The sequence below is a fragment of the Rhizobium sp. BG4 genome (assembly GCF_016864575.1).
In the GTDB taxonomy this organism is placed as follows: Bacteria; Pseudomonadota; Alphaproteobacteria; order Rhizobiales; family Rhizobiaceae; genus Rhizobium.
The window spans coordinates 3489611-3510303 of record NZ_CP044125.1; the positions used below are offsets into that span (position 1 = coordinate 3489611).

Annotated in this window: 23 protein-coding genes and 1 pseudogene; 11 read left to right on the plus strand and 13 right to left on the minus strand. The window is 63.0% G+C overall.

All coding sequences use genetic code 11. The features are described 5' to 3' along the window. Window positions 1-259 precede the first annotated feature (259 nt). A complete protein-coding gene (locus F2982_RS17465; RefSeq protein WP_203428578.1) occupies window positions 260-2056 on the plus strand; it encodes an acetolactate synthase 3 large subunit in 1797 nt (598 codons plus the stop codon). 22 nt (window positions 2057-2078) lie between these two features. Further along, entirely contained in the window at window positions 2079-2651 is a 573-nt protein-coding gene (gene ilvN / locus F2982_RS17470) for an acetolactate synthase small subunit (RefSeq protein WP_112715345.1), read from the plus strand. 65 nt (window positions 2652-2716) lie between these two features. Here ilvN and F2982_RS17475 read toward each other — a convergent pair whose 3' ends face one another. Beyond that, window positions 2717-3565, minus strand: coding sequence for an aldo/keto reductase (locus tag F2982_RS17475; RefSeq protein WP_130278044.1), 849 nt, complete (start codon window positions 3563-3565; stop codon window positions 2717-2719). Between the two features lie 163 nt (window positions 3566-3728). Between F2982_RS17475 and F2982_RS17480 the strand changes: the two genes are divergently transcribed. The 4 genes and pseudogenes from F2982_RS17480 to F2982_RS17495 all read left to right on the plus strand — a co-directional run bounded on the left by F2982_RS17480 (window position 3729) and on the right by F2982_RS17495 (window position 6070). After that, entirely contained in the window at window positions 3729-4322 is a 594-nt protein-coding gene (locus tag F2982_RS17480; protein WP_203428579.1) for a LysE family translocator, read from the plus strand. Window positions 4323-4388: 66 nt separating this feature from the next. Continuing rightward, entirely contained in the window at window positions 4389-5057 is a 669-nt protein-coding gene (nthA, locus tag F2982_RS17485) for a nitrile hydratase subunit alpha (RefSeq protein WP_203428580.1), read from the plus strand. Further along, a pseudogene (nthB, locus tag F2982_RS17490) lies at window positions 5054-5712 on the plus strand (nitrile hydratase subunit beta). The gene nthA and the pseudogene nthB overlap by 4 nt, the downstream one beginning before the upstream one ends. Continuing rightward, window positions 5699-6070, plus strand: coding sequence for a nitrile hydratase accessory protein (locus F2982_RS17495; protein ID WP_203428581.1), 372 nt, complete (start codon window positions 5699-5701; stop codon window positions 6068-6070). The pseudogene nthB and the gene F2982_RS17495 overlap by 14 nt, the downstream one beginning before the upstream one ends. On the opposite strand, the gene F2982_RS17500 is transcribed toward F2982_RS17495, so the two are convergent. The 6 genes from F2982_RS17500 to F2982_RS17525 all read right to left on the minus strand — a co-directional run bounded on the left by F2982_RS17500 (window position 6067) and on the right by F2982_RS17525 (window position 10312). Further along, complete coding sequence (locus tag F2982_RS17500; protein ID WP_112715333.1) at window positions 6067-6849, minus strand: anti-sigma factor; 783 nt, start codon at window positions 6847-6849, stop codon at window positions 6067-6069. The two genes, F2982_RS17495 and F2982_RS17500, sit on opposite strands and share 4 nt — an antisense overlap. After that, window positions 6846-7361 (minus strand): RNA polymerase sigma factor, encoded by a 516-nt coding sequence (locus F2982_RS17505; RefSeq protein WP_112715331.1) that lies wholly within the window; start codon window positions 7359-7361, stop codon window positions 6846-6848. Before F2982_RS17505 ends, F2982_RS17500 begins: the two co-directional genes overlap by 4 nt. Window positions 7362-7371: 10 nt before the next feature. Then, complete coding sequence (locus tag F2982_RS17510; protein WP_203428582.1) at window positions 7372-7752, minus strand: hypothetical protein; 381 nt, start codon at window positions 7750-7752, stop codon at window positions 7372-7374. A gap of 81 nt (window positions 7753-7833) precedes the next feature. After that, window positions 7834-8544, minus strand: coding sequence for a TfuA-like protein (locus F2982_RS17515; protein ID WP_203428583.1), 711 nt, complete (start codon window positions 8542-8544; stop codon window positions 7834-7836). Continuing rightward, on the minus strand, window positions 8541-9743 hold the full coding sequence (locus F2982_RS17520; protein ID WP_203428584.1) for a YcaO-like family protein: 1203 nt from the start codon (window positions 9741-9743) through the stop codon (window positions 8541-8543). Before F2982_RS17520 ends, F2982_RS17515 begins: the two co-directional genes overlap by 4 nt. Before the next feature lie 17 nt (window positions 9744-9760). Continuing rightward, window positions 9761-10312: a DUF922 domain-containing protein gene (locus F2982_RS17525; RefSeq protein ID WP_203430111.1), complete on the minus strand. Its 552-nt coding sequence runs from the start codon at window positions 10310-10312 to the stop codon at window positions 9761-9763. 173 nt (window positions 10313-10485) lie between these two features. On the opposite strand from F2982_RS17525, the gene F2982_RS17530 reads away from it, so the two are divergent. Next, complete coding sequence (locus tag F2982_RS17530; RefSeq protein WP_130278053.1) at window positions 10486-11613, plus strand: ATP-dependent RecD-like DNA helicase; 1128 nt, start codon at window positions 10486-10488, stop codon at window positions 11611-11613. A gap of 42 nt (window positions 11614-11655) precedes the next feature. Here F2982_RS17530 and F2982_RS17535 read toward each other — a convergent pair whose 3' ends face one another. Beyond that, window positions 11656-12348: a MerR family transcriptional regulator gene (locus tag F2982_RS17535; protein WP_112715323.1), complete on the minus strand. Its 693-nt coding sequence runs from the start codon at window positions 12346-12348 to the stop codon at window positions 11656-11658. 430 nt (window positions 12349-12778) lie between these two features. On the opposite strand from F2982_RS17535, the gene F2982_RS17540 reads away from it, so the two are divergent. Next, window positions 12779-13531: a pyridoxine 5'-phosphate synthase gene (locus F2982_RS17540; RefSeq protein WP_203428585.1), complete on the plus strand. Its 753-nt coding sequence runs from the start codon at window positions 12779-12781 to the stop codon at window positions 13529-13531. A 62-nt stretch (window positions 13532-13593) separates the two neighbouring features. Here the strand turns inward: F2982_RS17540 and F2982_RS17545 are convergent, their stop codons facing one another. Beyond that, complete coding sequence (locus tag F2982_RS17545) at window positions 13594-14478, minus strand: SDR family oxidoreductase (RefSeq protein WP_203428586.1); 885 nt, start codon at window positions 14476-14478, stop codon at window positions 13594-13596. A gap of 110 nt (window positions 14479-14588) precedes the next feature. Here F2982_RS17545 and F2982_RS17550 point away from each other — a divergent pair, with 110 nt between their 5' ends. Next, window positions 14589-15008: a helix-turn-helix domain-containing protein gene (locus F2982_RS17550; protein WP_112715317.1), complete on the plus strand. Its 420-nt coding sequence runs from the start codon at window positions 14589-14591 to the stop codon at window positions 15006-15008. An 8-nt stretch (window positions 15009-15016) separates the two neighbouring features. On the opposite strand, the gene F2982_RS17555 is transcribed toward F2982_RS17550, so the two are convergent. From F2982_RS17555 to F2982_RS17570, 4 genes are all read right to left on the minus strand, one after another. Further along, window positions 15017-16225, minus strand: coding sequence for an MFS transporter (locus F2982_RS17555; protein WP_203428587.1), 1209 nt, complete (start codon window positions 16223-16225; stop codon window positions 15017-15019). A gap of 76 nt (window positions 16226-16301) precedes the next feature. Next, a complete protein-coding gene (locus tag F2982_RS17560) occupies window positions 16302-16919 on the minus strand; it encodes a TetR/AcrR family transcriptional regulator (protein ID WP_203428588.1) in 618 nt (205 codons plus the stop codon). A gap of 84 nt (window positions 16920-17003) precedes the next feature. Continuing rightward, window positions 17004-17921, minus strand: coding sequence for a helix-turn-helix domain-containing GNAT family N-acetyltransferase (locus F2982_RS17565; RefSeq protein ID WP_203428589.1), 918 nt, complete (start codon window positions 17919-17921; stop codon window positions 17004-17006). 60 nt (window positions 17922-17981) lie between these two features. Further along, window positions 17982-18695 (minus strand): aspartate/glutamate racemase family protein, encoded by a 714-nt coding sequence (locus tag F2982_RS17570; protein ID WP_203428590.1) that lies wholly within the window; start codon window positions 18693-18695, stop codon window positions 17982-17984. A gap of 156 nt (window positions 18696-18851) precedes the next feature. Between F2982_RS17570 and F2982_RS17575 the strand changes: the two genes are divergently transcribed. Then, complete coding sequence (locus F2982_RS17575) at window positions 18852-19316, plus strand: Lrp/AsnC family transcriptional regulator (protein ID WP_112715307.1); 465 nt, start codon at window positions 18852-18854, stop codon at window positions 19314-19316. Window positions 19317-19405: 89 nt separating this feature from the next. Next, a complete protein-coding gene (locus tag F2982_RS17580; RefSeq protein WP_203428591.1) occupies window positions 19406-20671 on the plus strand; it encodes an NAD(P)/FAD-dependent oxidoreductase in 1266 nt (421 codons plus the stop codon). Window positions 20672-20693 lie beyond the last annotated feature (22 nt).

A 20693-nucleotide genomic window follows, 5' to 3' on the forward strand; every position in this document is an offset into this window, starting at 1 on the left:
AGATGGCGCCGCCGGACGCGTCGTTTTTTTATTTCGGCAAGCGTTGACGCTGCGAAATTTTCTGTCTATCACTTGCGCCCATGAAAATCGCAGCAGCTCTTATTGTGGTGGGAAAGCGCATGGGCAGGATGGTGTAACCATCCGGCGATAGCCACCCATGCGCTAGATGACAGGCTCCCTCAGGGGCCTTTTTTATGCCTGAGATTCAGGCTTGCCGACCACAAAACTTAAATCCCAGCAGTCAGAACGGAACAGAGAAATGACGGGCACGGACAATCAGACGGCAGATAGCAATCGGATGACGGGAGCGGAGATCGTACTCCGGGCGCTGAAGGACAACGGCGTCGAGCATATCTTCGGATATCCGGGTGGTGCCGTGCTTCCGATCTATGACGAGATCTTCCAGCAGGACGAGATCAAGCACATCCTCGTCCGCCATGAGCAGGGCGCCGGCCACGCGGCCGAAGGCTATGCCCGCTCCACCGGCAAGGTCGGCGTCATGCTGGTCACCTCTGGCCCGGGCGCGACCAATGCCGTCACGCCGCTGCAGGACGCGCTGATGGATTCCGTCCCGCTCGTCTGCCTCAGCGGCCAGGTTCCGACCTCGCTGATCGGTTCCGACGCCTTCCAGGAAGCCGATACCGTCGGCATCACCCGCCCGTGCACCAAGCACAACTGGCTGGTCAAGGACGTCAACCAGCTGGCCGCGATCATCCACGAAGCCTTCCGTATCGCACAGTCCGGCCGTCCGGGTCCGGTTCTGGTCGATATTCCGAAGGACATCCAGTTTGCGACCGGCACCTACACGCCGCCGTCTGCCCATGTCATCCAGAAGAGCTACCAGCCGAAGGTCCAGGGCGATCTGAGCCAGATCCAGGCAGCGATCGAGCTGATGGCGACGGCGCGCCGTCCGATCATCTACAGCGGCGGCGGCGTCATCAATTCCGGCCCGGAAGCCTCCAAGCTGCTGCGCGAGCTGGTCGAGCTCACCGATTTCCCGATCACCTCGACGCTGATGGGTCTCGGCGCCTATCCGGCGTCCGGCAAGAACTGGCTGAAGATGCTCGGCATGCACGGCTCCTACGAAGCCAACATGGCGATGCATGATTGCGACGTCATGGTCTGCATCGGTGCCCGTTTCGACGACCGCATCACCGGCCGCATCAACGCCTTCTCGCCGAACTCGAAGAAGATCCATATCGACATCGATCCGTCGTCGATCAACAAGAACGTCCGCGCCGACATTCCGATCCGCGGCGACGTCGGCCATATCCTCGAGGATATGGTTCGCCTGTGGCGGGCTCTGCCGAACAAGCCGGCGAAGACCCAGACGGCGGACTGGTGGGCCGATATCGCCCGCTGGCGCGCCCGCAACTCCTTCGCCTACACGAAGAACAACGACGTCATCATGCCGCAATATGCGCTTGAGCGTCTCTATGAACTGACCAAGGATCGCGACACCTACATCACGACCGAAGTCGGTCAGCACCAGATGTGGGCCGCGCAGTTCTACGGCTTCGAGAAGCCGAACCGCTGGATGACCTCGGGTGGCTTGGGCACCATGGGCTACGGCCTGCCGGCAGCGCTCGGCGTCCAGATCGCCCACCCGGAAAGCCTGGTTATCGACATTGCCGGCGATGCCTCGATCCAGATGTGCATCCAGGAAATGTCGGCCGCGATCCAGTATGACGCGCCGATCAAGATCTTCATCATGAACAACCAGTACATGGGCATGGTGCGCCAGTGGCAGCAGCTGCTGCACGGCAACCGCCTGTCGAACTCCTATACCGAAGCGATGCCTGATTTCGTCAAGCTCGCCGAGGCCTATGGCGCCGTCGGCCTGCGTTGCGAAAAGCCCGAGGATCTCGATGCGACCATCCAGGAGATGATCGACGTCAAGAAGCCGGTCATCTTCGATTGCCGCGTTGCCAATCTCGCCAACTGCTTCCCGATGATCCCGTCGGGCAAGGCACATAACGAGATGCTGCTGCCTGACGAAGCGACTGACGAAGCCGTCGCCAACGCCATCGACGCCAAGGGCCGTCAGCTCGTCTGATCGAAGTAGAGGAAACAAGACCATGAACGCACACCTTCAACCTACCGGTTCCGCCTACTTCATCTCCCCCGAAACGGCTGCCGCCGAGAGCCATACGCTCTCGGTGCTGGTCGATAACGAACCGGGCGTCCTCGCCCGCGTCATCGGCCTGTTCTCCGGCCGCGGCTACAACATCGAAAGCCTGACCGTTTCCGAAACCGAGCATCAGGCGCATCTGTCGCGCATCACCGTCGTCACCCGCGGCACGCCGCAGGTTCTTGAGCAGATCAAGGCACAGCTGGAACGCATCGTTCCGGTTCACCGCGTCGTCGACCTGACGGTGCGTGCCCGCGAGCTCGGCCAAGACCGGCCGATCGAGCGTGAAGTCGCGCTGATCAAGGTGGTGGGCGAGGGCGATGCCCGCGCCGAGACGCTGCGTCTTGCCGATGCCTTCCACGCCAAGGTCGTCGACGCCACCGTCGATCACTTCATCCTGGAAATTACCGGCAAGTCTTCGAAGATCGACCAGTTCGTCTCGGTCATGAAGCCGCTCGGCCTCATCGAAGTCTGCCGCACCGGCATCGCGGCGATGAACCGCGGCGCGCAGGGCATGTAAGCCCAACGCCGATTACGGAATTCAGAGAGCGCCCGGGTTTGATGCCCGGGCGTTTTCATTTTGCCTTACAGCATCTCCAGCGAGGACTTTCGCGCCGGTGGCGGGAAGGCGGCGTCGAGGGCGGACCAGTCCTCGTCGCTCAAATCGAGCGAGACGCTTTCGCGGTTTTCGCTCGTGCGCGCTGCCGACGAGGTCTTCGGGATGGGGATGACGCCGTCGCGTTCGAGCAGGAAGGCGAGCGCCACCTGCGCCGGGGTCGCCTGATTTGCCTTGGCGATGCGGATCAGTTCGGGCTTGTGCAGGATGCGGCCCTGTTCGATCGGCGAATAGGCCATGACCGGCACGCCGTATTTCTGGCACCAGGGCAGGAGGTCATATTCGATGCCGCGGCGGGCGAGATTGTAGAGTACCTGATTGGCGGCGCATTTGCGCCCGCCGGGCACGGAGAACAGCTCCTCCATGTCGGCGGTGTCGAAATTCGAAACGCCCCAGGCGCCGATCTTGCCGGCGTCCTCCAGGTCCTCGAACGCCTCGACCGTCTCTTCCAGCGGGTGCTCGCCGCGCCAGTGGAGGAGATAGAGGTCGATGCGATCGATGCCGAGGCGCGAGAGGCTGCGGTTGCAGGCCTCGATCGTGCCGGTGCGGCTGGCATTGTGGGGATAGACCTTGCTGGTGATGAACACCTTGTCGCGCTGGCCCTTGATGGCGCGGCCGACGATGCGCTCGGCACCGCCTTCGCCGTACATTTCGGCGGTGTCGATCAGCGTCATGCCGAGATCGATACCGGCCTTCAGGCTCGATATCTCGCGTTCGGATTCGGTGCCCCGTTCGCCCATGTTCCAGGTGCCCTGACCGAGCGCGGGCACTTCGATGCCGTTGGGGAAGGTGATGGTCGGGATCGGGTCTTCCTGCATGGCTTTGCCTTTCCGGGTTGTGATGACGGAGATTGCGCAGATACTCCATCTTTCAAGCAATTGTGTCACGGTGACAATCATCTGCTGGCGAAGGAAAAATAGGACAGTTAGGCTGACCTAATAAGCGGATCGCGGCAACAAGCGGTCACTCTGGGAGAAGACGATGCCTTTGGACACTTTCGCAGCCCTGGTGCTGTTTGCCTTCACGACGTCGATCACGCCGGGGCCGAACAACATGATGCTGTTCACCTCGGGCGTGAATTTCGGCTTCCGCCGGACGATCCCGCATATGCTGGGGATCGGCGCCGGATTCCTGTCGTTGCTGCTCGGCGTCGGCCTCGGGCTTGGTGCGCTGCTGCATACCGTGCCGCTGCTCTACACCGTGCTGAAATTCGCCGGCGGCGCCTATCTGCTGTGGATCGCCTGGAAGATCGGCTCGTCGCGATCGCTGAGCGAGGGCAAGACGAGTGCGGCGCCGATGTCCTTCCTGTCGGCGGCGGCCTTCCAGTGGATCAATCCGAAGGCCTGGGTGATGGCGGTGACGGCGATGGCGACCTATACCAATCCGGACGTCTATTTCATCAGCGTGCTGATCGTCGGCTTCGCCTTTGCGCTGGTCAATGTGCCGAGCGTCTCGACCTGGGCAGGGTTCGGCTCGGCGCTGCGCGACTGGCTTTCCGATCCCAAGAGGCTCAAGTGGTTCAACATCACCATGGCGCTGCTACTCGTGCTCAGCCTGTGGCCGATGCTGAAGTGATTTTCGTGGCTTGGCGCGGAAGCGGCAAGCGCCTAAACAGGATTGCAAAGCGCGGAGGGGACAGTCATGCACGATCACGACGACGATCACCATCATCATGGTCACCACCACGATCATGACCACGGGCATGATCATGACCACGACAACCGCTATACCGACATGCAGGCGCGTGTCAGGGCGCTGGAGACGGTACTGACGCAGAAGGGGCTGATCGATCCCGCCGCGATCGATGCGATCGTCGAGACCTACGAGACGAAGATCGGGCCGCGCAACGGGGCGCGGGTCGTCGCCAAAGCCTGGAGCGATCCTGCCTTTGCCGAATGGCTGAAGCAGGATGCGACGGCGGCGATCGCCAGCCTCGGCTATACCGGCCGCCAGGGCGAGCATATGCGCGCCGTCTTCAACACGCCCGATACCCATAACCTCGTCGTCTGCACGCTCTGCTCCTGCTATCCGTGGTCGGTGCTCGGGTTGCCGCCGGTCTGGTACAAGGCGCCGGCCTATCGCTCGCGCGCCGTCATCGATCCGCGCGGTGTGCTTGCCGAATTCGGCGTGACGCTGCCGGAGGAGAAGAAGATCCGCGTGTGGGATTCGACGGCGGAGCTTCGCTATCTCGTCATTCCCGAGCGCCCTGAAGGGACCGATGGCCTCGATGAAGAGGCGCTTGCCGATCTCGTCAGCCGCGATGCGATGATCGGCACCGGCATTGCCGCAACGCCCGGAGCGGGCGCATGAACGGCCCTCACGATCTCGGGGGCAGATGGGTTTCGGGCCGGTGGCGCCCGAGCCGAACGAGCCATACTTTCATGCCGAATGGGAAAAGCGGGCGCTCGGCGTCGTGCTGTCCTGCGGTGCCTTCGGCGCCTGGACGATCGATGAAAGCCGCCACGCCCGCGAGAGCATTCCGCCGGTGCAATATCTGTCGGCCAGCTATTACGAGATCTGGACGCGGGCGCTGGAAGTGCTTCTGGAGCGCCACGGTTTCGCGACGCAGGCGGAGATCGCCGATGGTCACAAGCGTGATGACGGCGCGGTGCCGAAGCGGGTGCTGAAGGCCGATATGGTGGCCGGTGTGCTCGCCAAGGGCGCGCCGTGTGATCGGCCGGTTCAGACGGCTGCGCGCTTTGCCGTCGGGCAGGCCGTGCGGACGCGGAACTTCAATCCGGAAACCCATACGCGACTGCCGCGCTATGCGCGTGCCAAGACCGGCATCGTCGAGGCCGTGCAGGGATCCTTCGTGTTTCCCGACGATCACGCCCATGGAAAGGGTGAGAACCCGGAATGGGTCTATACCGTCGTCTTCGATGGCGGCGAGATATGGGGCGAGGGCGCCGATCCGTCGCTGACGGTGTCGATCGATGCCTGGGAGAGCTATCTTGAGCCAGTGTGATCAGGTGTCACCGCTGCGGGACTCGCCGCAGCTGCCGAAATCGGCCGAGGGCGATCCGGTGTTTCCGGAGCCCTGGGCAGCGGAGGCCTTCGCGATCACCGTGCATCTGCATGAGCGCGGGTTGTTTGCCTGGAGCGAGTGGGCGGAGACGCTGTCAGCCGAACTGCACAAGCCCGGCCGCGCCGCCGATGGTGCTGACTATTTCGATTGCTGGGTTGCTGCGCTGTCGCAGATCGTCGCCAGCAAGGGCGTAACCGATGCCGCGACGATCCTGTCGCTGCAGGAAAGCTGGCAGCGCGCCGCCGAAGCGACGCCGCATGGCCGGCCGATCGAGCTCGCCAACGATCCGCAACGTTAGGACGGGAACTGCCGGTAGCACTCCTCGGCGATCTGGCGCAGCAGGTCGCGGGAGATTTCGCCGGTGACGGCATAGCCGAGCTCGCCGTCGATCCAGTAGAAGGTCTCCAGATTGTCGGCGGAGGCGAAGCGGAAGCTTGTGGTGCGATTGCCGGCATTGCGGCCGACCAGCACCGTCAGGCGCTCGCCGCCCTGATCCTCATACATGAACATCGCTCCCGGCTTGCCATCGACCGGCAGCAGGCGGCCGCCAACGAGATGGAAGCCGAGCGCCTGCAGATCGGGCACCTTCAGGTTCTGGATCGCCAGCCGCTTGCCGAGCCAGGTGGCGAGATGGGTTTCCTCGTTGGCAAAGACCTCGACGGGGTGGCGGACCTCGCTGGCATAGACCAGGAAAGCGTTCTGGGCCTGCTGCGGCAGCGTCTCGGACGCGGTCAGCTGCAGCTCCGGCTTTTCGAACAGGGTAGGACCGTAATGGCCGCTCAGCGCACCGGCGGCGAAGATCGCGGCGATGGAGGCGGCGATTGCGGCGCGGCGCGGCCAAGAGGAGCGGTTGCTATGCGGGCTGACGAGAAGGGCATCGTCGGGGCGGGCCGCGGCGTAAGGGCCGAACATCTTCTGGATTGCAGCACTCTGCGATTGCCATTCGGCAACGGCGGCGGCCTCATCGGGATTGTCCTTCAGCCATGCCTCGATGCGGGCGCGTTCGGCTTCCGCCAACTGGCCGTCGGCATAGGCATGCAGGTCCGCTTCGGTCACGGTCGGGTTGGTCTCGCTCATTTCGGTCTCCGAAGCGTAATCACATTATCGGCCTTCATTCTTTCGGCAACGCGCTGGCGGGCGCGCGACAGGCGCGACATCACCGTGCCGATGGGGATGTCGAGGGCGGCGGCAACCTCGCTATAGGTGTAGCCCTCGATGACGACCAGCATCAGCACGGCGCGGTTTTCCTCCGATAGGCTGTTCAGCGCATCTTCCAGGCGGGCGCGCTCCAGCGGATCGGACGGGGTCTCGGGTGAGGCGACATTCTCTGCCGTATCGAGATCGACGGTCATGCTGCGCGGGCCGGGGCGGCGGGCATTGCGGTAGAGATTGGTCATGATCGTCAGCGCCCAGCCGCGCAGGTTCAGGCCGCGCCATTGCGAGCGGCGGGCGAGTACCTTTTCGACGCAGTCCTGCAGCAGATCCTCGCCTTCGGCATCGGAGCGGGTCAGGCTTCGCGAATAGCGCCGGAGCGAGGGAAGGAGGGCCAGGATCTGGCCCTCGAATGTTTCGGGTGCAGGTGTTTTCACGCGCGGATACTCAGGGCTTGGCAAGATCCCAGTTGCCGCCGACGCCATCGCCGGTGATATCGCCCTTCTTCTTGTCCTTGACCCAGAAGTAGAGCGGCATGCCGTCCTTGGCCCACTGTTTCGTCCCGTCCTTGCGATCGATGATCGAATATGCACCATCTGGCTTGGCATCGCCAGCGGCAGCGAGCGGCGGCCAGTTCTTGGCGCAATCGCCATTGCAGTTGGACGTGTCCTTGGCGTCCTTCTTGAAGGTGTAGAGCGTCATACCGTTTTCGCCGGCGAGCACCTTGCCCTTGGCGGATTCGACGGTCTGGACGGGGGCGGCTGCGAAGGCGGCGGTGGCAGCGGCTGCGGCAACGGCAAATGCGGTTGCGAAGGTTACGATCTTCATGTGGGTCTCTCCTCACGTTCGGCAGGCTTTCTTGCTTTGCCGGACATGAGACACGCGGGGCGGCGATTTTATTCCGCCCTGTCACGAATTTCTTTCGAGGGCGTCCCAGAGAGTGGTTCTGTTGAAGCGCCAGTTCTCTGGCGGGGCGGAGTATGCATCGGGCGCAGCGATCACCGCTGCGAGCAGTCCCTCGGCATCGCGGCGCTTCTGGTCGATGGCATTGGCGGCGATCAATCGCCTCAGTTCTTCTGCACGCGCAGCTTCGATTTGCGCTGCCGCGAGAATGGATTTCCAGGTTCGCTGTTTGAAGAAGATTGCTCTGGCGCTGTGACCGAGGATCCGCTGTTCCTCATGGCTGATCAACCCGCGCGCCAGCATGTCACCAAGTGTGGACACGACATTGACGAGCGGTTCGCTGAGCGAGCGGTAGCCGAGTTCGCCCGGGGCATGCAGCTGGGCGACGGCGCTGTCGTCTTCGAGTTCGCCGTTGGCATACATCTCATAGATTCGGCCGATGCCGGTCATGCCATAGGCGGCGCATTCGGCGGCGCGGAGCGCGCCCATGCTGGCGGCGCCGAAGACGCGGATGCCCTGCGAAAGGGCGAAGAGGATTTCCTTGTGCCAGATGGGGGCGGCGTATTCGAAATAGCCGTCGACGATGCCGATGACTGTTGCGCCGTCTTTCACCGCGCGGAAGACGTCTCCCTGCGATGCCGGAGGGCGGATATCGATCTTGCCGCCTGCAAGCTTGCCGGCATCCGGTAGCGTCGGGCCGACGAAAACGGTCTTCATAGGAACTCCATCGATCGCGAGATGGCGCGCGGGCCGAAGCGGTGCTTGCGATTGCCCTCGGGATTTTCGAGAGCGGGGACGAAGACTTTCGAGACGGCGATCGGCAGGCCGGGCTCATGCAGCTCGACAGCGATGGCGGGACGGAGGCCTGTGGCGCTGAGCTTTTCGAGGGTCAAGGCGAGAAGCGCGGAGGCGCCGAACGGGAGGTCGCCATTTGTTATCCCCGCGTTCCGAGCAGTGGCGGCGAACAGGGCTCGTGTTGCTTCCGGCAGCGGCCGCGCAAAAACCTCGGGCAGGATGTCGTCCCGGGCGCCGCTGATGAAGGTCAGGCGTGATTGTGCGGCTTCGGTGATGGCGCGGATGGCGGCGCGGACGGGATTGGGATGGCAGCCGCATCCGTGGGTGACATCGACGAAGCGGGTATGTCTTGCCTCGGTGATATTGCCGGGGCCGAGCAGGGCAGCGATGCAGGGGATACCGATATCGCTGGTGACGTCGAAGAGACGGAGCGAAAGGCCGGCAGCGGCGATGCGCGCGCAAAGGCTGTCGATTGCCGGATCGCCGAATGTTTCAGGTGCCAGCGCTTCGATCTGGCCCGGCGGTGTCATCTGCCACAGGGCGTAAGCGTCGCGTTCGATGCGTTCGAGGAGCGCGTGGAGCCTTGCTTCCTCGATGGTGTTGCCGGATGCGAGGCCGTCGGAGGATTGCCAGAAGCAGCAGTCGGACACCGTGCGGTCGAGCGGGATCGCGTCCCTGGGGACGTAGATGGTGGCGCCGTCCTCCAGACTCGTGCCGGCGACCCATTCCAGCCGCTCATCGGCTTCGATGTCGTCGTGGCCGGCTGCTATGAGTTCGTTCAGCGGATGCCAGCGGGTGCCCGATGCGGAGAGTTCGGTGCCGGTCGCGAGCCTGCTGATCAGATGCGGGTCACCTGCGATCGCGCGCTCCAGCGCCTCCATGGCGGCGGAGACCTTTGCGTCTTTATCGGTGAGACCCTTGCCCTGGTTGATGACGATCGATCGGGCGTTGGGAACGATGGCGTTCCAGACGGGGATGCCGATGCAATCGAGGCCGGTGACGCGGGCCAGGCGGGTGATACCGTAGCGGAGGAGCAGTGGAGCGATGCGGGCGAGCGTTTCCTCCGGCGAGCAGGCGCGGTCCGAATAGATGCCGGAATTCTGACGCTCTGCCTCCGTCACATCCCTTCCTTCTGATATCAGGGGCCGTTGACCAGCTTCAGGATCAATGTCTGGACATTGCCGCCGTCGCCCATCTCCACCTTGTCGAAATCGCGGCCCTGCTGGCGCTGGTGGCCGGAGAGCTCGCCAAGCCGCTGCTGCAGGGTGACGCGGATCTTCTTGCATTGCGGATCGTCGGCTGCCGTCAGGCCGAAGCTGAAGGCCTCGATCTCTCTGACCATCTCCTTGATCGTCTCGCCATGCCAGTGCTCGTGCGTCTCGACGCCTGCGAGGAAGCTCTGCCAGCTGGCCTTTACGGCGGGTGGCAGGTCGCCCGAGGGCTTCGGCAGCGTGTAGGTGATGATCAGCTTGGGGCGCGCCACCGTGATCTTGCAGGCATTGTCCGGCTGCACTTCGTATTTGCGGGTCCAGGTGAGCTTGAAGGTCGTGTGCGCGATCACCCGGCCATTGCCGGCGGCGGGGCCGCGCTCGCCGATCGACTGGTAGAGCTCGGCGCCTGTTCGGCCCGATATCGCATAGGTCTTGATCTGCTCGACGGGCTGCCAGTCCGCATGAGCGGCGGCGGGCATCGCGAGCGATGCCGTGATCAGAGCAAGGCCTGCAATATTCTTCACGCGATTCCCCTTCGATGCGAGTTCTGCGAGACTAAGGGCGAGGGCGGCACCTTTCAATCTCGGCCTTGCGCAACTGCGAGGCGTTTTCGCCTTGCGTCCGGCTCGCGAATCCTGCCAAGTCGATCATCATGCAATTTGCTCCGCAACAGGATGAAGCCCTGAAGGCCGTTTCGAAATGGCTGAAGGAGGGCAGGTCACCGCTCTTCCGTCTTTTCGGCTATGCCGGAACGGGCAAGACGACGCTTGCGCGCCATTTTGCCGAGAATGTCGATGGCGATGTGCTGTTTGCGGCCTTCACCGGCAAGGCGGCGCAGGTGCTGCGCTCGCGGGGCGCTTCGAACGCGAAGACCATCCATTCGCTGATCTACCGGCCGCGCGGCGAGGAAGCCGTTGAGGATGAGGAGACCGGCAAGACCTCGATCGCGCCGATGTTCACCATCAACCGGCAGAGCCCCGTCGCCAAGGCGGCGCTGATCATCGTCGACGAATGCTCGATGGTGGACGAGGCGCTCGGCAGGGACCTGATGAGCTTCGGCACGCCGATCCTGGTGCTCGGCGATCCCGGCCAGTTGCCGCCGGTTTCGGGTGGCGGCTATTTCACCAATCAGGATCCCGATTATCTGCTGACGGATATCCACCGCCAGGCCCGCGACAATCCGATCATCAAGCTCGCCATGCAGGTGCGCGAGGGCAACGAGATCATGTATGGCGACTATGGGGCTGCGCAGGTGATCTCGAAGAACGAGGTCAATCAGGCGCTGGTGATGGATGCCGACCAGGTGCTTGTCGGCACCAACCGGACGCGGCGGCGCTATAATCAGCGGCTGCGCGAGCTGAAGGGCTTTTCGGCTGATTATCCGCAGACCGGCGACAAGCTCGTCTGCCTGCGCAACGACCCGGCCAAGGGGCTGCTCAACGGCTCGCTCTGGCAGGTGATGACGTCGTCGAAGGAGACGACGAAGCCGGGGATCAACCTGCTGATCCGCCCAGAAGACGACGACATGGATCGCGGGGCGGCTAAGATCAAGCTGTTGAAGCAGGCCTTCGAGGATGTCGAAGGCGAGATTCCCTGGAATACCCGCAAGCGCTATGACGAGTTCGATTACGGCTATGCGTTGACCGTCCACAAGGCGCAGGGTTCGCAGTGGAACAATGTCGTGCTGTTCGACGAAAGCTGGGCTTTCCGCGATACGCGCGAGCGCTGGCTCTACACGGCGATTACGCGCGCGGCCGAGACGCTGACGATCGTGCGGTAGTTGGACAGGCGTGGCGGCGCCGTTCCTGTTGGGATTTCTCCGTCAGACCTGGACGATGCCGAGCAGTACGGCCTTGGCGATCGCCTGGAAGCGGTTGTTTGCCCGAAACTTCAGGATGATCGCGGATTCGAGCGCCTTTGCCTCGTCATGGGTCAGATCCAATGCCCTGGCGATGCGTTGCGTCGAATAGCCTTCGGCCATCAGCGACAGGCAGCGGCGTTCCTTGTCCGAGAGACCGGCCGGATCGTCGTTGTCGTTCAGCGGCGGCATGTCGCCCTGGGCGTCGAGATCGAGCAGGTCCCCAACCTGCTGGAGCTGGCGGTGCAGGGTGGACATTTCGGCCGTCAGCTCTCGCTTACGGACGCCGAGCGCCTCTCGGAACATCGCTTCGGCTTCGTCCTGAGAGCGGGCGCGGCGCAGCTCGTCCATCAGGTCCTGAATGACGGCGATCGGCATGCCGGTTTCGCGGCAGACGTTGATGACGGCCATGCGCATCACGTCGTCCTGGCCGTAGACGCGCATCAGGCCGATGCGGTTGGCCGAGAGCAGGCCCTTTTCTTCGTAGAAATGTAAGGTCCTGTGGGTGACACCGAATGCATTCGCCATGTCAGCGATGGGCACCGGTCCATCAGGGAGATCCGGCGGCAGCGCGGCAGAAGGCAGGAACCGGTATTTGGACCGGGCCTCCGAAGCGTTGCCGGCGGCAGCAAACATGCGTTTGGAACCGTCTGGCATGAACCCTCCTAGGGCATACTGTTGCACCTCATGCGGTTGCCAGTTGCTTCGACGGCGCTGTGGAGTGGGGTTTCCTCGAGGCGTTCTTGTCGTTGGGTAAGGAAGCAGTACGCGGCGTACTAAACTCGAACCATATTCTTCACGTTATGCGTGAACGGTCTTTTTTGTAAGTGCTAAAAATAATCGTTTTTAAATAGGATAGCAATGAGGGCCGGAATGCCCGGAATGCCGAGAAAAGATAGCCGGATGCCGTTTGCGGGAGCGAAAAGATTTCTTCCAGCTGAACGGGAAATACTCAAAGCGGTACGGATGACATCACGCTGCGTGAAGCATCACAGATTTGCATGCGGCCATCTGCGAATCTCGTTGGCCTTGAGGGCGCCATTGGCATAAAAGCGGAGCACGCCCCGACACCGAATGGATCATCGCCATGCCGACAACGCTTTCCGTGAACCTCAACGCCATCGCCATGCTGCGCAATCGCCGCGACCTGCCGTGGCCGAGCGTCGAAGCGCTGGGTCGTATTGCGCTGAAGGCGGGAGCGAGCGGGCTGACCGTGCATCCGCGCCCGGACCAGCGGCATATCCGCTTTTCCGACCTGCCGGTGATCCGCAACCTGATCGACGACGAGTTTCCGGAAGCCGAGTTCAATATCGAGGGCTATCCGACCGAAGATTTCCTGGAGCTCTGCCGCAGTGCCGCACCGGAGCAGGTGACGCTGGTTCCCGACGATCCGACGCAGGCGACATCCGACCACGGCTGGAATTTCCGCAAGGACGAGGCCCTGCTCACGGACGTGATTGCCAAGCTGAAGAAGATGGGCACGCGGGTCTCGCTGTTTGCCGATGGCGACGGCGATGTCGAGGCGGTGAAGATCGCCAAGGCGGTCGGCGCCGATCGCATCGAGCTTTATACCGGCCCATACGGCGGCTGCTACGATGCGCCGGAGCGGATGGGACCGATCCTCGAAGGGCTTGGAAAGACGGCGGATGCGGCGCTGGCGATCGGTCTCGGCGTCAATGCCGGCCACGATTTGACGGTCGCCAATCTGCCGCCGCTGGTGAAGCGCATTCCGAAGCTCGCCGAAGTTTCGATCGGCCACGGCCTGACGGCCGACGCGCTGGAATATGGCATGGCGGAAACCGTCCACCGCTTCTGCCGCGCCTGCGGCCAGAAGGTCTGATGTGAAAAGCCCGCCGCGGTGGTGCGCGACGGGCTCTCCTTCAGCACTCTTTTCACCTGCAATTAGGCGGTGAGCGCTGCCTTGCGGTCTTCGATGAATTTGCGGAGCGTCTGCGGCTCCTTGCCGGTCAGCGTCGTGAAGTCGCCGCTGAGGCTATCGAAATTGCCGGCGCGGATATTGGCGTCGGCCGATACCAGCATGTCGACGACGAAGGACGGCAGGCCGGCGCCGGTCAGGCCGCCGGAAAGCTGCTCGTCGGTGACATCGATCACTTCGAGCGGGCGGCCGGTGATGGTGGTGACGGCGGAGGCGACATCGGCGATCGAGTAAGAGGTCGATCCCGTCAGCGTGTAGGTCTTGTTCTCGGGCTTGCCGACGAGGGCGGCGGCGATCGCGAGGGCGCAGTCTTCGCGGGTGATGTAGGGCACCTTGCCGCCCTTGGTCGCCGTGTACCACTTGCCGCCTTCAAGATTATGCGGCAGCGACATCATGAAATTGTCGAAATACCAGGCGTCACGCAGGATCGTGTAGGGCAGGCCGCTTGCCTTGATGGCGTTCTCGGTGCCGAGATGGTCGGGCGCGAAGGTGACCAGCGATTTGTCGGGCGAGGGCATCGAGGTATAGGCGATATGCTTGACGCCGGTCTTTGCAGCGGCGTTGACGGCGGCCGTGTGCTGCTTCAGGCGCTGGCCGGGAACGGCGAGCGCATCGGTGCTGATGATGAGAACGGTACCGGCGCCCTCGAACGCGGAGACGAGACCTGCGGCATCATCGAAATCGGCCTTGCGGGTGGCGACGCCCTTGGTGGCGAGATCAGCGAGCTTCGACGGATCGCGGGTTGCGGCGATGATCCTGCCGGCCGGAACCTTGTAGGTTTCGAGCAGGTGGTGGACAACGCGCTGGCCGAGCTGGCCGGCCGCGCCGGTGACGAGAATGGTATCGCTCATGGTCTTCCTCTTGGTGGTCTCAAAAAGAGAGTAGCTCTAAAATAGGAATTGACCGCGTTCTGTAAAGAAGGCAGTTTTGGCGCCATACGTTACCAAAAGGGAACCACCCCATGAGCGGCGCGGTCGTCAACCTGAAGAGCAAAGCGGCATCCGGCATTCGCCGCGAGATCGATTTCGGCGAGCTGAATTTCGATAACTGTCCAGTCCGGGACATGATGCAGCAGATCGGCGGGAAGTGGTCGACGCTGATGATCGAGGCCTTGTCGGCGCGGCCCTATCGCTTCGGCGAGCTGCGGCGGAAGATCCCGGATATCTCGCAGCGCATGCTGACGCAGACGCTGCGCGACCTGCAGCGGGACGGCTATATCGAGCGCGAGGTTTTCCCGACCAAGCCGCCGAGCGTCGAATATCGCATCACCGATCTCGGGCGTTCGCTCTATGCGACGATGGCGCCGCTGTTGAACTGGGCGGAAGCGAACCATGATGCGGTTCGTGCCGCCCGTCTCCGCTTCGATGCCGCGGAAGGCTGAGACGCGGCTTACTTGCCGCGTCCCTCGGTGAGGAAGAGCAGGAAGGCGAAAGCCGGGAAGCAGAAGCCGATCCAGGCTGTCATCGTCCAGCCGCCTGTTGCATAGGCCCAGCCGCCGAGAGCCGAGCCGATGGCGCCACCCGCAAAGAAGGTTGCCATGAACAGGCCGTTGAGGCGGCTGCGGTGCTCGGCGCTGATCGCATAGATCGCGCGCTGGCTGCAGACGAGATTGGTGGTGACGCCGAAATCGAGCAGGATTGCCGAGGCCGTCAGCAGACCGATCGCCAGTGTCGAACCATCCGTTGCAAAATGGCTGACAAGGAACGAGCCCATGCCGAGCAGCATGGCCAGCGTCGAAGCGGCCTTGGTCATGCCGCGGTCAGCGAGGCGGCCGGCAATCGGCGAGGCGATCGCACCGGCGGCACCGGCAAGCGCGAAGACGGCAATGCCGTTCTGCGTAAAGCCGAAGGCGGGGCTAGCGAGCAGCAGCGGTGTCGTCGTCCAGAACAGGCTGAAGGCGCCGAACATGCCGGCCTGGTAGAGGGCGCGGCGCTGCAGGACTCGCGAGGTGAGCGCAAGGCGGCCCATCGAGGCGAGCAGGGCGCCGTAGCTGAGCTTCGTATGCGGCTTGCGGACCGGCAGGGTGGCGCGCAGGACCAGGACGAGCAGCACCATGATGACGGCGGTGACGTAATAGACCATGTGCCAGGACGAGGCCTCGGCGACGAAGCTGGCGAAGGGCCGCGCCAGCATGATGCCGCAGAGCAGGCCGCTCATGACATTGCCGACGACCCGGCCGCGGCTTTCATCCGGCGCCATATGGGCGGCAAAGGGCACGACGACCTGAACGGCGACCGAGGAAAGCCCGATACAGAGCGAGGCGAGCAGGAAGAGCGACGGCGTGGAGGCGAATGAGGCGCCGACGAGGGCGACGGCGGAGGCGGCGATCAGCACCAGTACGAGGCGGCGGTTTTCCAGGAGGTCGCCGAGCGGAACGAGCAGCAGAAGGCCGAGACCGTAGCCGATCTGAGTGAGCGTGACGATCAGGCCGGTGGCGGCCGGGGTGAAGCCGAGATCGGCGCTGATCGGGCCGGCCAGCGGCTGGCCGTAATAGAGGTTGGCGGCGACGAGGCCGCAGGTGGCTGCGAACAGAAATGTCATCAGCGACGAGATTGCCGGGGAGGCGGCCGTCTCGTCCGTTGCCGAGGAAATGCTCATAAGAACTCCAATATGCGGATCTGGGGGAGGATCGGTATAAAAGTCGGTTCAGGCCACCCGTTTCGGGCGGGTGGCGTCAGGTCAGTAATTTCATCGCGGTTTCGGCCACCGCATTCATTTCGGCCGCCGTGCTGCCGGTCTTGCCGACGATGCGCATGCCGTTCATCACGCAGAGAAGGCTGATCGCCGCTGCGGCCGGATCGACGGACGGCGAGATGGAGCCGTCGGCCTGTCCGATGATGATGAGATCAAGGATGAACTCCTCGTTCGACGTGTAGGCATCCTCGATGCGCTTGGCGGCTTCGGCATCGAAAGTCGAGATTTCGTTGGCGCTGCCGACGACGAGGCAGCCGCGGCGGCCGGATTCGCCATGCGAGGAGACGGCGTAGAGGCCGAGCAAGGCCCTGAGCTTGTCGCGTCCGGTCTCGGCGCCCACCATGCTTTCACTGATCTTGCCACGGCGGATGGCCCGGTAGCGGTCGAAGGCGGCGAGAAAGACGCCGCGCTTGTCCTTGAAGGCTTTGTAGACGCTGCCGGATGTCAGCCCCATGGCCTCGGTCAGCTCGCTAATCGAGGTGGCGTGGTAGCCGCGTTCGGAAAACACCAGAAGCGCCTTGTCGAGGGCGGCATCCATATCGAATTCGCGCGGGCGGCCGCGGCTGCGGCTTACGTCTTCGGGGGCGAGCGTCGTCATGGCTCACTCAATTAGGAAATGATCGTTTCCAAATCAAGCGAAATTTTTGCGACGCAGAGGCGTCAGAGGACCAATCGATTGGCCCTAGAGGTCGAGGGCCCAGGTCTGGCCGTTCTCCTCCGGGCCGAACATGCGGTGTCTCTCTTCGGAGACAAGCCTGAATCCGGCCTTCACATAGATGGCGCGAGCCGGGTGGAGGACGTCGTTGGTCCAGAGCGAGATCTGCCGGTAACCCTTTGCTTTGGCGAAGCGGATGCATTCGTTGACCAGCGTCTTTCCAAGTCCGAGGCCGCGGGCGGCCTTGTCGACATAGAGCAGCCGCAGCTTGGCGATGCCATCGCCGCCATTGGTGATCAGGATCGAGCCGATGCTGATGCCGTTGCGCTCGGCGATCCAGCAATATTCCATGGCCGGATCGAAATGCGCCAGGAACTTGCCGGCGACCTCGGCGACGAGGCCTTCGAAGCGCATGTCCCAGCCATATTCCTCGGTATAGGCCTTGGCCTGACTCTGGACGATCCAGCCGATATCGCCGGGGCGGTGAGCGCGGATGATCGGGGCGGGAGACTTGGCCTTGGGGTCGAGCAGCGAGCGGATCGTCTGCATGGCGCCAACGACGCTCTGCGGCTCGCCATCTGCCAGTGTCTCGAAACGTTCCGCAAGCTGGGCGTTGGAGCGGCGGCCGAACTCCTGGAACTGCAGCTGTCCCTTGTCGGTGACGTGGATGATCTGGCTACGCCGGTCGCTGTCGTCGGCTTTGGTCTCGATCAGGTCTTCTGCACGGAAGCGCTTGAGGATGCGGCTGAGATAGGCGGGGTCGAGCTGCAGATCAGAGGCGAGCGTGGTGGCGCTGATGCCCTTGTGCGAGCCGATCTCGAAGAGGACCCGCGCATCGGTCAGCGTGAAGGGCGTATCGAGATAGGCCTTGTTCAGGACGCCGAGGAAGTTGGTGTAGAAGCGGTTGAAGTCGCGGGCGGCTTCGATGAGGGCGGAATCGGTCATGGACAAAATCTCCTGTCGAAGATTTTGTCCATTATTTATTTGACTGAGTCAACTAAATGCTCAGGCGGCTTTCTGCTTGCGCTCGTCGCCGATGGAAAAGCCAACGGCGGCCTCAGCGTGGATCGCCGTGGTATCGAAGCCGGGCAGGGGCAGATTGTCGGGATCGAGGATCAGGCAGATCTCGGTGCAGCCGAGAATGATGCTGTCGGCGCCCTTGGCCTTCTCGCGCTCGATGATCTGCATCAGCTTCTGGCGCGAGCTGTCCAGCACCTTGCCGGCGCATAGCTCGTTGAAGATGATGTCGTGAACGACGGTGCGGTCTTCGGCTTCGGGAACGACGATCTCGACGCCGAGGTTCTTCATGCGATCGGCATAGAAGCCATGCTCCATCGTGTAGCGCGTGGCGAGCAGCAGCGGGCGCTTGCGGCCGGCCGCCTTCAGCGAAGCTGCCGTTTCGTCGATGATGTGGATCAGCGGCACGGAGATGCGGGCTGCGACCCTGTCGGCAATCAGATGCATGGTGTTGGTGCAGATGAGGATGCACTCGGCGCCGGCGATCTGAAGCTTGAGGGCCACGTCGCCGAGGCGGCGGGCGGCGCCATCCCAGTCACCGGCCTTCTGCATGGCGACGATGTCTTCGAAGTTGACGGAATGCATCAGCAGTTCGGCCGAGGACAGGCCGCCGCAGCGCTCGCGCACCATCTCGTTGATCATCCGGTAATAGACTGCCGAGCTCTCGAAGCTCATGCCGCCGATCAGGCCGATTGTGCGCATTTCCGTTCTCCCATGTCATGTGTGCGATGTGCAAATCATGCCGCACACCGCGCGCCGAATGTTTGCATTGTTTCACCGGCAATGCGACAGGGCGCTTCCATTTTGCGATAAAGTGAATGATTGTGCAAAAATTGAGCGCATGATGGAGGCGAGGCAATGCTTGATGATCGCGACCGCAGGATTCTCGACCTGCTGCAGGCGGATGCCGGGATATCCGTGAGCGAGCTTGCCGAGCGGGTTTCGCTTTCGGTGTCGGCCTGTTCGCGGCGCATCCAGCGGCTGGAGGAGAGCGGCTATATTGCGCGGCGGATCGTCGTGCTCGACCGGGAGAAGATGGGGGTTCCGACCACTGTCTTCGCGCTGATCAAGACCGCGCATCATTCCGACGAATGGATCGAGAGCTTTCGCAAGGCGATCAGCAGCGTGCCGGAGATCGTCGAGGCGCACCGTCTGACGGGCAATCACGATTATATCCTGAAGATCGTGCTGCCGCGGGTCGAGCATTACGATGTCATCTACAAGCAGATCGTCCGCAAGATCGAGCTCTTCGATGTCTCCGCCTCGATCTCGATGGAAATCCTGAAGAGTGGCACGGCGATCCCTGTCGGATATGCCGGATAGCTGCAGGGGAGCTATTCGCAAACGTTCATTGAAACTGCCCTGGAAGTGACGACATTAGCGTCGGCTGAATGACGCTAAAGGGGGTTGTCATGAGCGAACATCGCGTCGTCGTTGTCGGCGGCGGTTTCGGCGGGCTGCAGCTCGTCAATGATCTCAAGGGTGCCGGTGCGACAATCACGCTCGTCGACCGGCGCAACCATCATCTTTTCCAGCCTCTGCTTTATCAGGTCGCCACGACCATCCTGTCAACCTCCGAGATCGCCTGGCCGATCCGTCATCTCTACGGCAACCGTCCGGATGTGACGACGCTGCTTGGCGAAGTCACCGGCGTCGACAGCGCGGCGAAGACCGTCAGCTTACGCAACGGAATGACCTTGCCTTACGATACGCTGGTGCTGGCGACCGGGGCGACGCATGCCTATTTCGGCCGTGACGAATGGGAGCCGGTGGCGCCGGGCCTGAAAACGCTCGAGGATGCGACGACAATCCGCCGGCGCCTGCTGCTGGCCTTCGAGCGCGCCGAGACCGAGACCGATCCCGCCATCCGCGAGGCGCTGCTGACCTTTACGATCGTCGGTGCCGGACCGACCGGTGTCGAGCTTGCCGGCATCATCGCCGAGCTGGCGCACAAGACGCTGCCGGGCGAATTCCGCAATATCGATACGCGCAAGACCCGCGTCGTGCTGATCGAGGCCGGGCCGCGCGTGCTGCCGGCCTTTGCCGAGGAGCTCTCGGCCTATGCGCAGCGCGAGCTCGAAAAGCTCGGCGTCGAGGTGCATCTGCGCGAGCCGGTGACCAATTGCACTGCTGACGGCGTGTCAATCGGCGAGAAGTTCATCGCGAGCCGGACGATCGTCTGGGCCGCGGGCGTTGAGGCGTCCGCTGCGGCCAAGTGGTTGGGCGTGGCTGCCGATCGGGCAGGGCGCGCGGTGGTCGAGAAGGATTTGACGGCGCCGGGACAGCCTGACGTCTTCGTCATCGGCGATACCGCGCAGGTGATCCAGGCGGATGGCAAACCGGTTCCCGGCATTGCGCCGGCGGCCAAGCAGCAGGGTTCCTATGTGGCGAAGGTCATTCGCGCCAGGATCGCCGGGAGGCAGGCGCCCGCAGCCTTCCGCTACCGGCATCAGGGCAGCCTTGCGACGATCGGCCAGAGTGCTGCGATCATGGATTTCGGCAGGATCAAGCTGAAGGGCTGGCTCGCGTGGTGGGTCTGGGGCATCGCCCACATCTACTTCCTGATCGGCACCCGCTCACGCTTCGCCGTCGCCTGGAGCTGGCTGTGGATCTATCTGAGCGGCCAGCACAGCGCGCGGCTGATCACGCAGAAGGAGACGATGCGGGAGGAGAATTAGCGGCAGATGGGTGATGCCCGAG

Coding starts and splice junctions, on each gene's coding strand:
- F2982_RS17525 (WP_203430111.1), bottom strand. CDS start 10,312: ATGCCCGCCGCCGCTCATGCGGACTGGCAGCCCGTCGAGCAGATCAAG.
- F2982_RS17535 (WP_112715323.1), bottom strand. CDS start 12,348: ATGCCAGACGGTTCCAAACGCATGTTTGCTGCCGCCGGCAACGCTTCG.
- F2982_RS17570 (WP_203428590.1), bottom strand. CDS start 18,695: ATGCGCACAATCGGCCTGATCGGCGGCATGAGCTTCGAGAGCTCGGCA.
- F2982_RS17500 (WP_112715333.1), bottom strand. CDS start 6,849: ATGAGCGAGACCAACCCGACCGTGACCGAAGCGGACCTGCATGCCTAT.
- F2982_RS17555 (WP_203428587.1), bottom strand. CDS start 16,225: ATGAGCATTTCCTCGGCAACGGACGAGACGGCCGCCTCCCCGGCAATC.
- F2982_RS17510 (WP_203428582.1), bottom strand. CDS start 7,752: ATGAAGATCGTAACCTTCGCAACCGCATTTGCCGTTGCCGCAGCCGCT.
- ilvN (WP_112715345.1), top strand. CDS start 2,079: ATGAACGCACACCTTCAACCTACCGGTTCCGCCTACTTCATCTCCCCC.
- F2982_RS17540 (WP_203428585.1), top strand. CDS start 12,779: ATGCCGACAACGCTTTCCGTGAACCTCAACGCCATCGCCATGCTGCGC.
- F2982_RS17480 (WP_203428579.1), top strand. CDS start 3,729: ATGCCTTTGGACACTTTCGCAGCCCTGGTGCTGTTTGCCTTCACGACG.
- F2982_RS17530 (WP_130278053.1), top strand. CDS start 10,486: ATGCAATTTGCTCCGCAACAGGATGAAGCCCTGAAGGCCGTTTCGAAA.
- F2982_RS17515 (WP_203428583.1), bottom strand. CDS start 8,544: ATGAAGACCGTTTTCGTCGGCCCGACGCTACCGGATGCCGGCAAGCTT.
- F2982_RS17580 (WP_203428591.1), top strand. CDS start 19,406: ATGAGCGAACATCGCGTCGTCGTTGTCGGCGGCGGTTTCGGCGGGCTG.
- F2982_RS17575 (WP_112715307.1), top strand. CDS start 18,852: ATGCTTGATGATCGCGACCGCAGGATTCTCGACCTGCTGCAGGCGGAT.
- F2982_RS17560 (WP_203428588.1), bottom strand. CDS start 16,919: ATGACGACGCTCGCCCCCGAAGACGTAAGCCGCAGCCGCGGCCGCCCG.
- F2982_RS17465 (WP_203428578.1), top strand. CDS start 260: ATGACGGGCACGGACAATCAGACGGCAGATAGCAATCGGATGACGGGA.
- F2982_RS17565 (WP_203428589.1), bottom strand. CDS start 17,921: ATGACCGATTCCGCCCTCATCGAAGCCGCCCGCGACTTCAACCGCTTC.
- F2982_RS17545 (WP_203428586.1), bottom strand. CDS start 14,478: ATGAGCGATACCATTCTCGTCACCGGCGCGGCCGGCCAGCTCGGCCAG.
- F2982_RS17475 (WP_130278044.1), bottom strand. CDS start 3,565: ATGCAGGAAGACCCGATCCCGACCATCACCTTCCCCAACGGCATCGAA.
- F2982_RS17550 (WP_112715317.1), top strand. CDS start 14,589: ATGAGCGGCGCGGTCGTCAACCTGAAGAGCAAAGCGGCATCCGGCATT.
- nthA (WP_203428580.1), top strand. CDS start 4,389: ATGCACGATCACGACGACGATCACCATCATCATGGTCACCACCACGAT.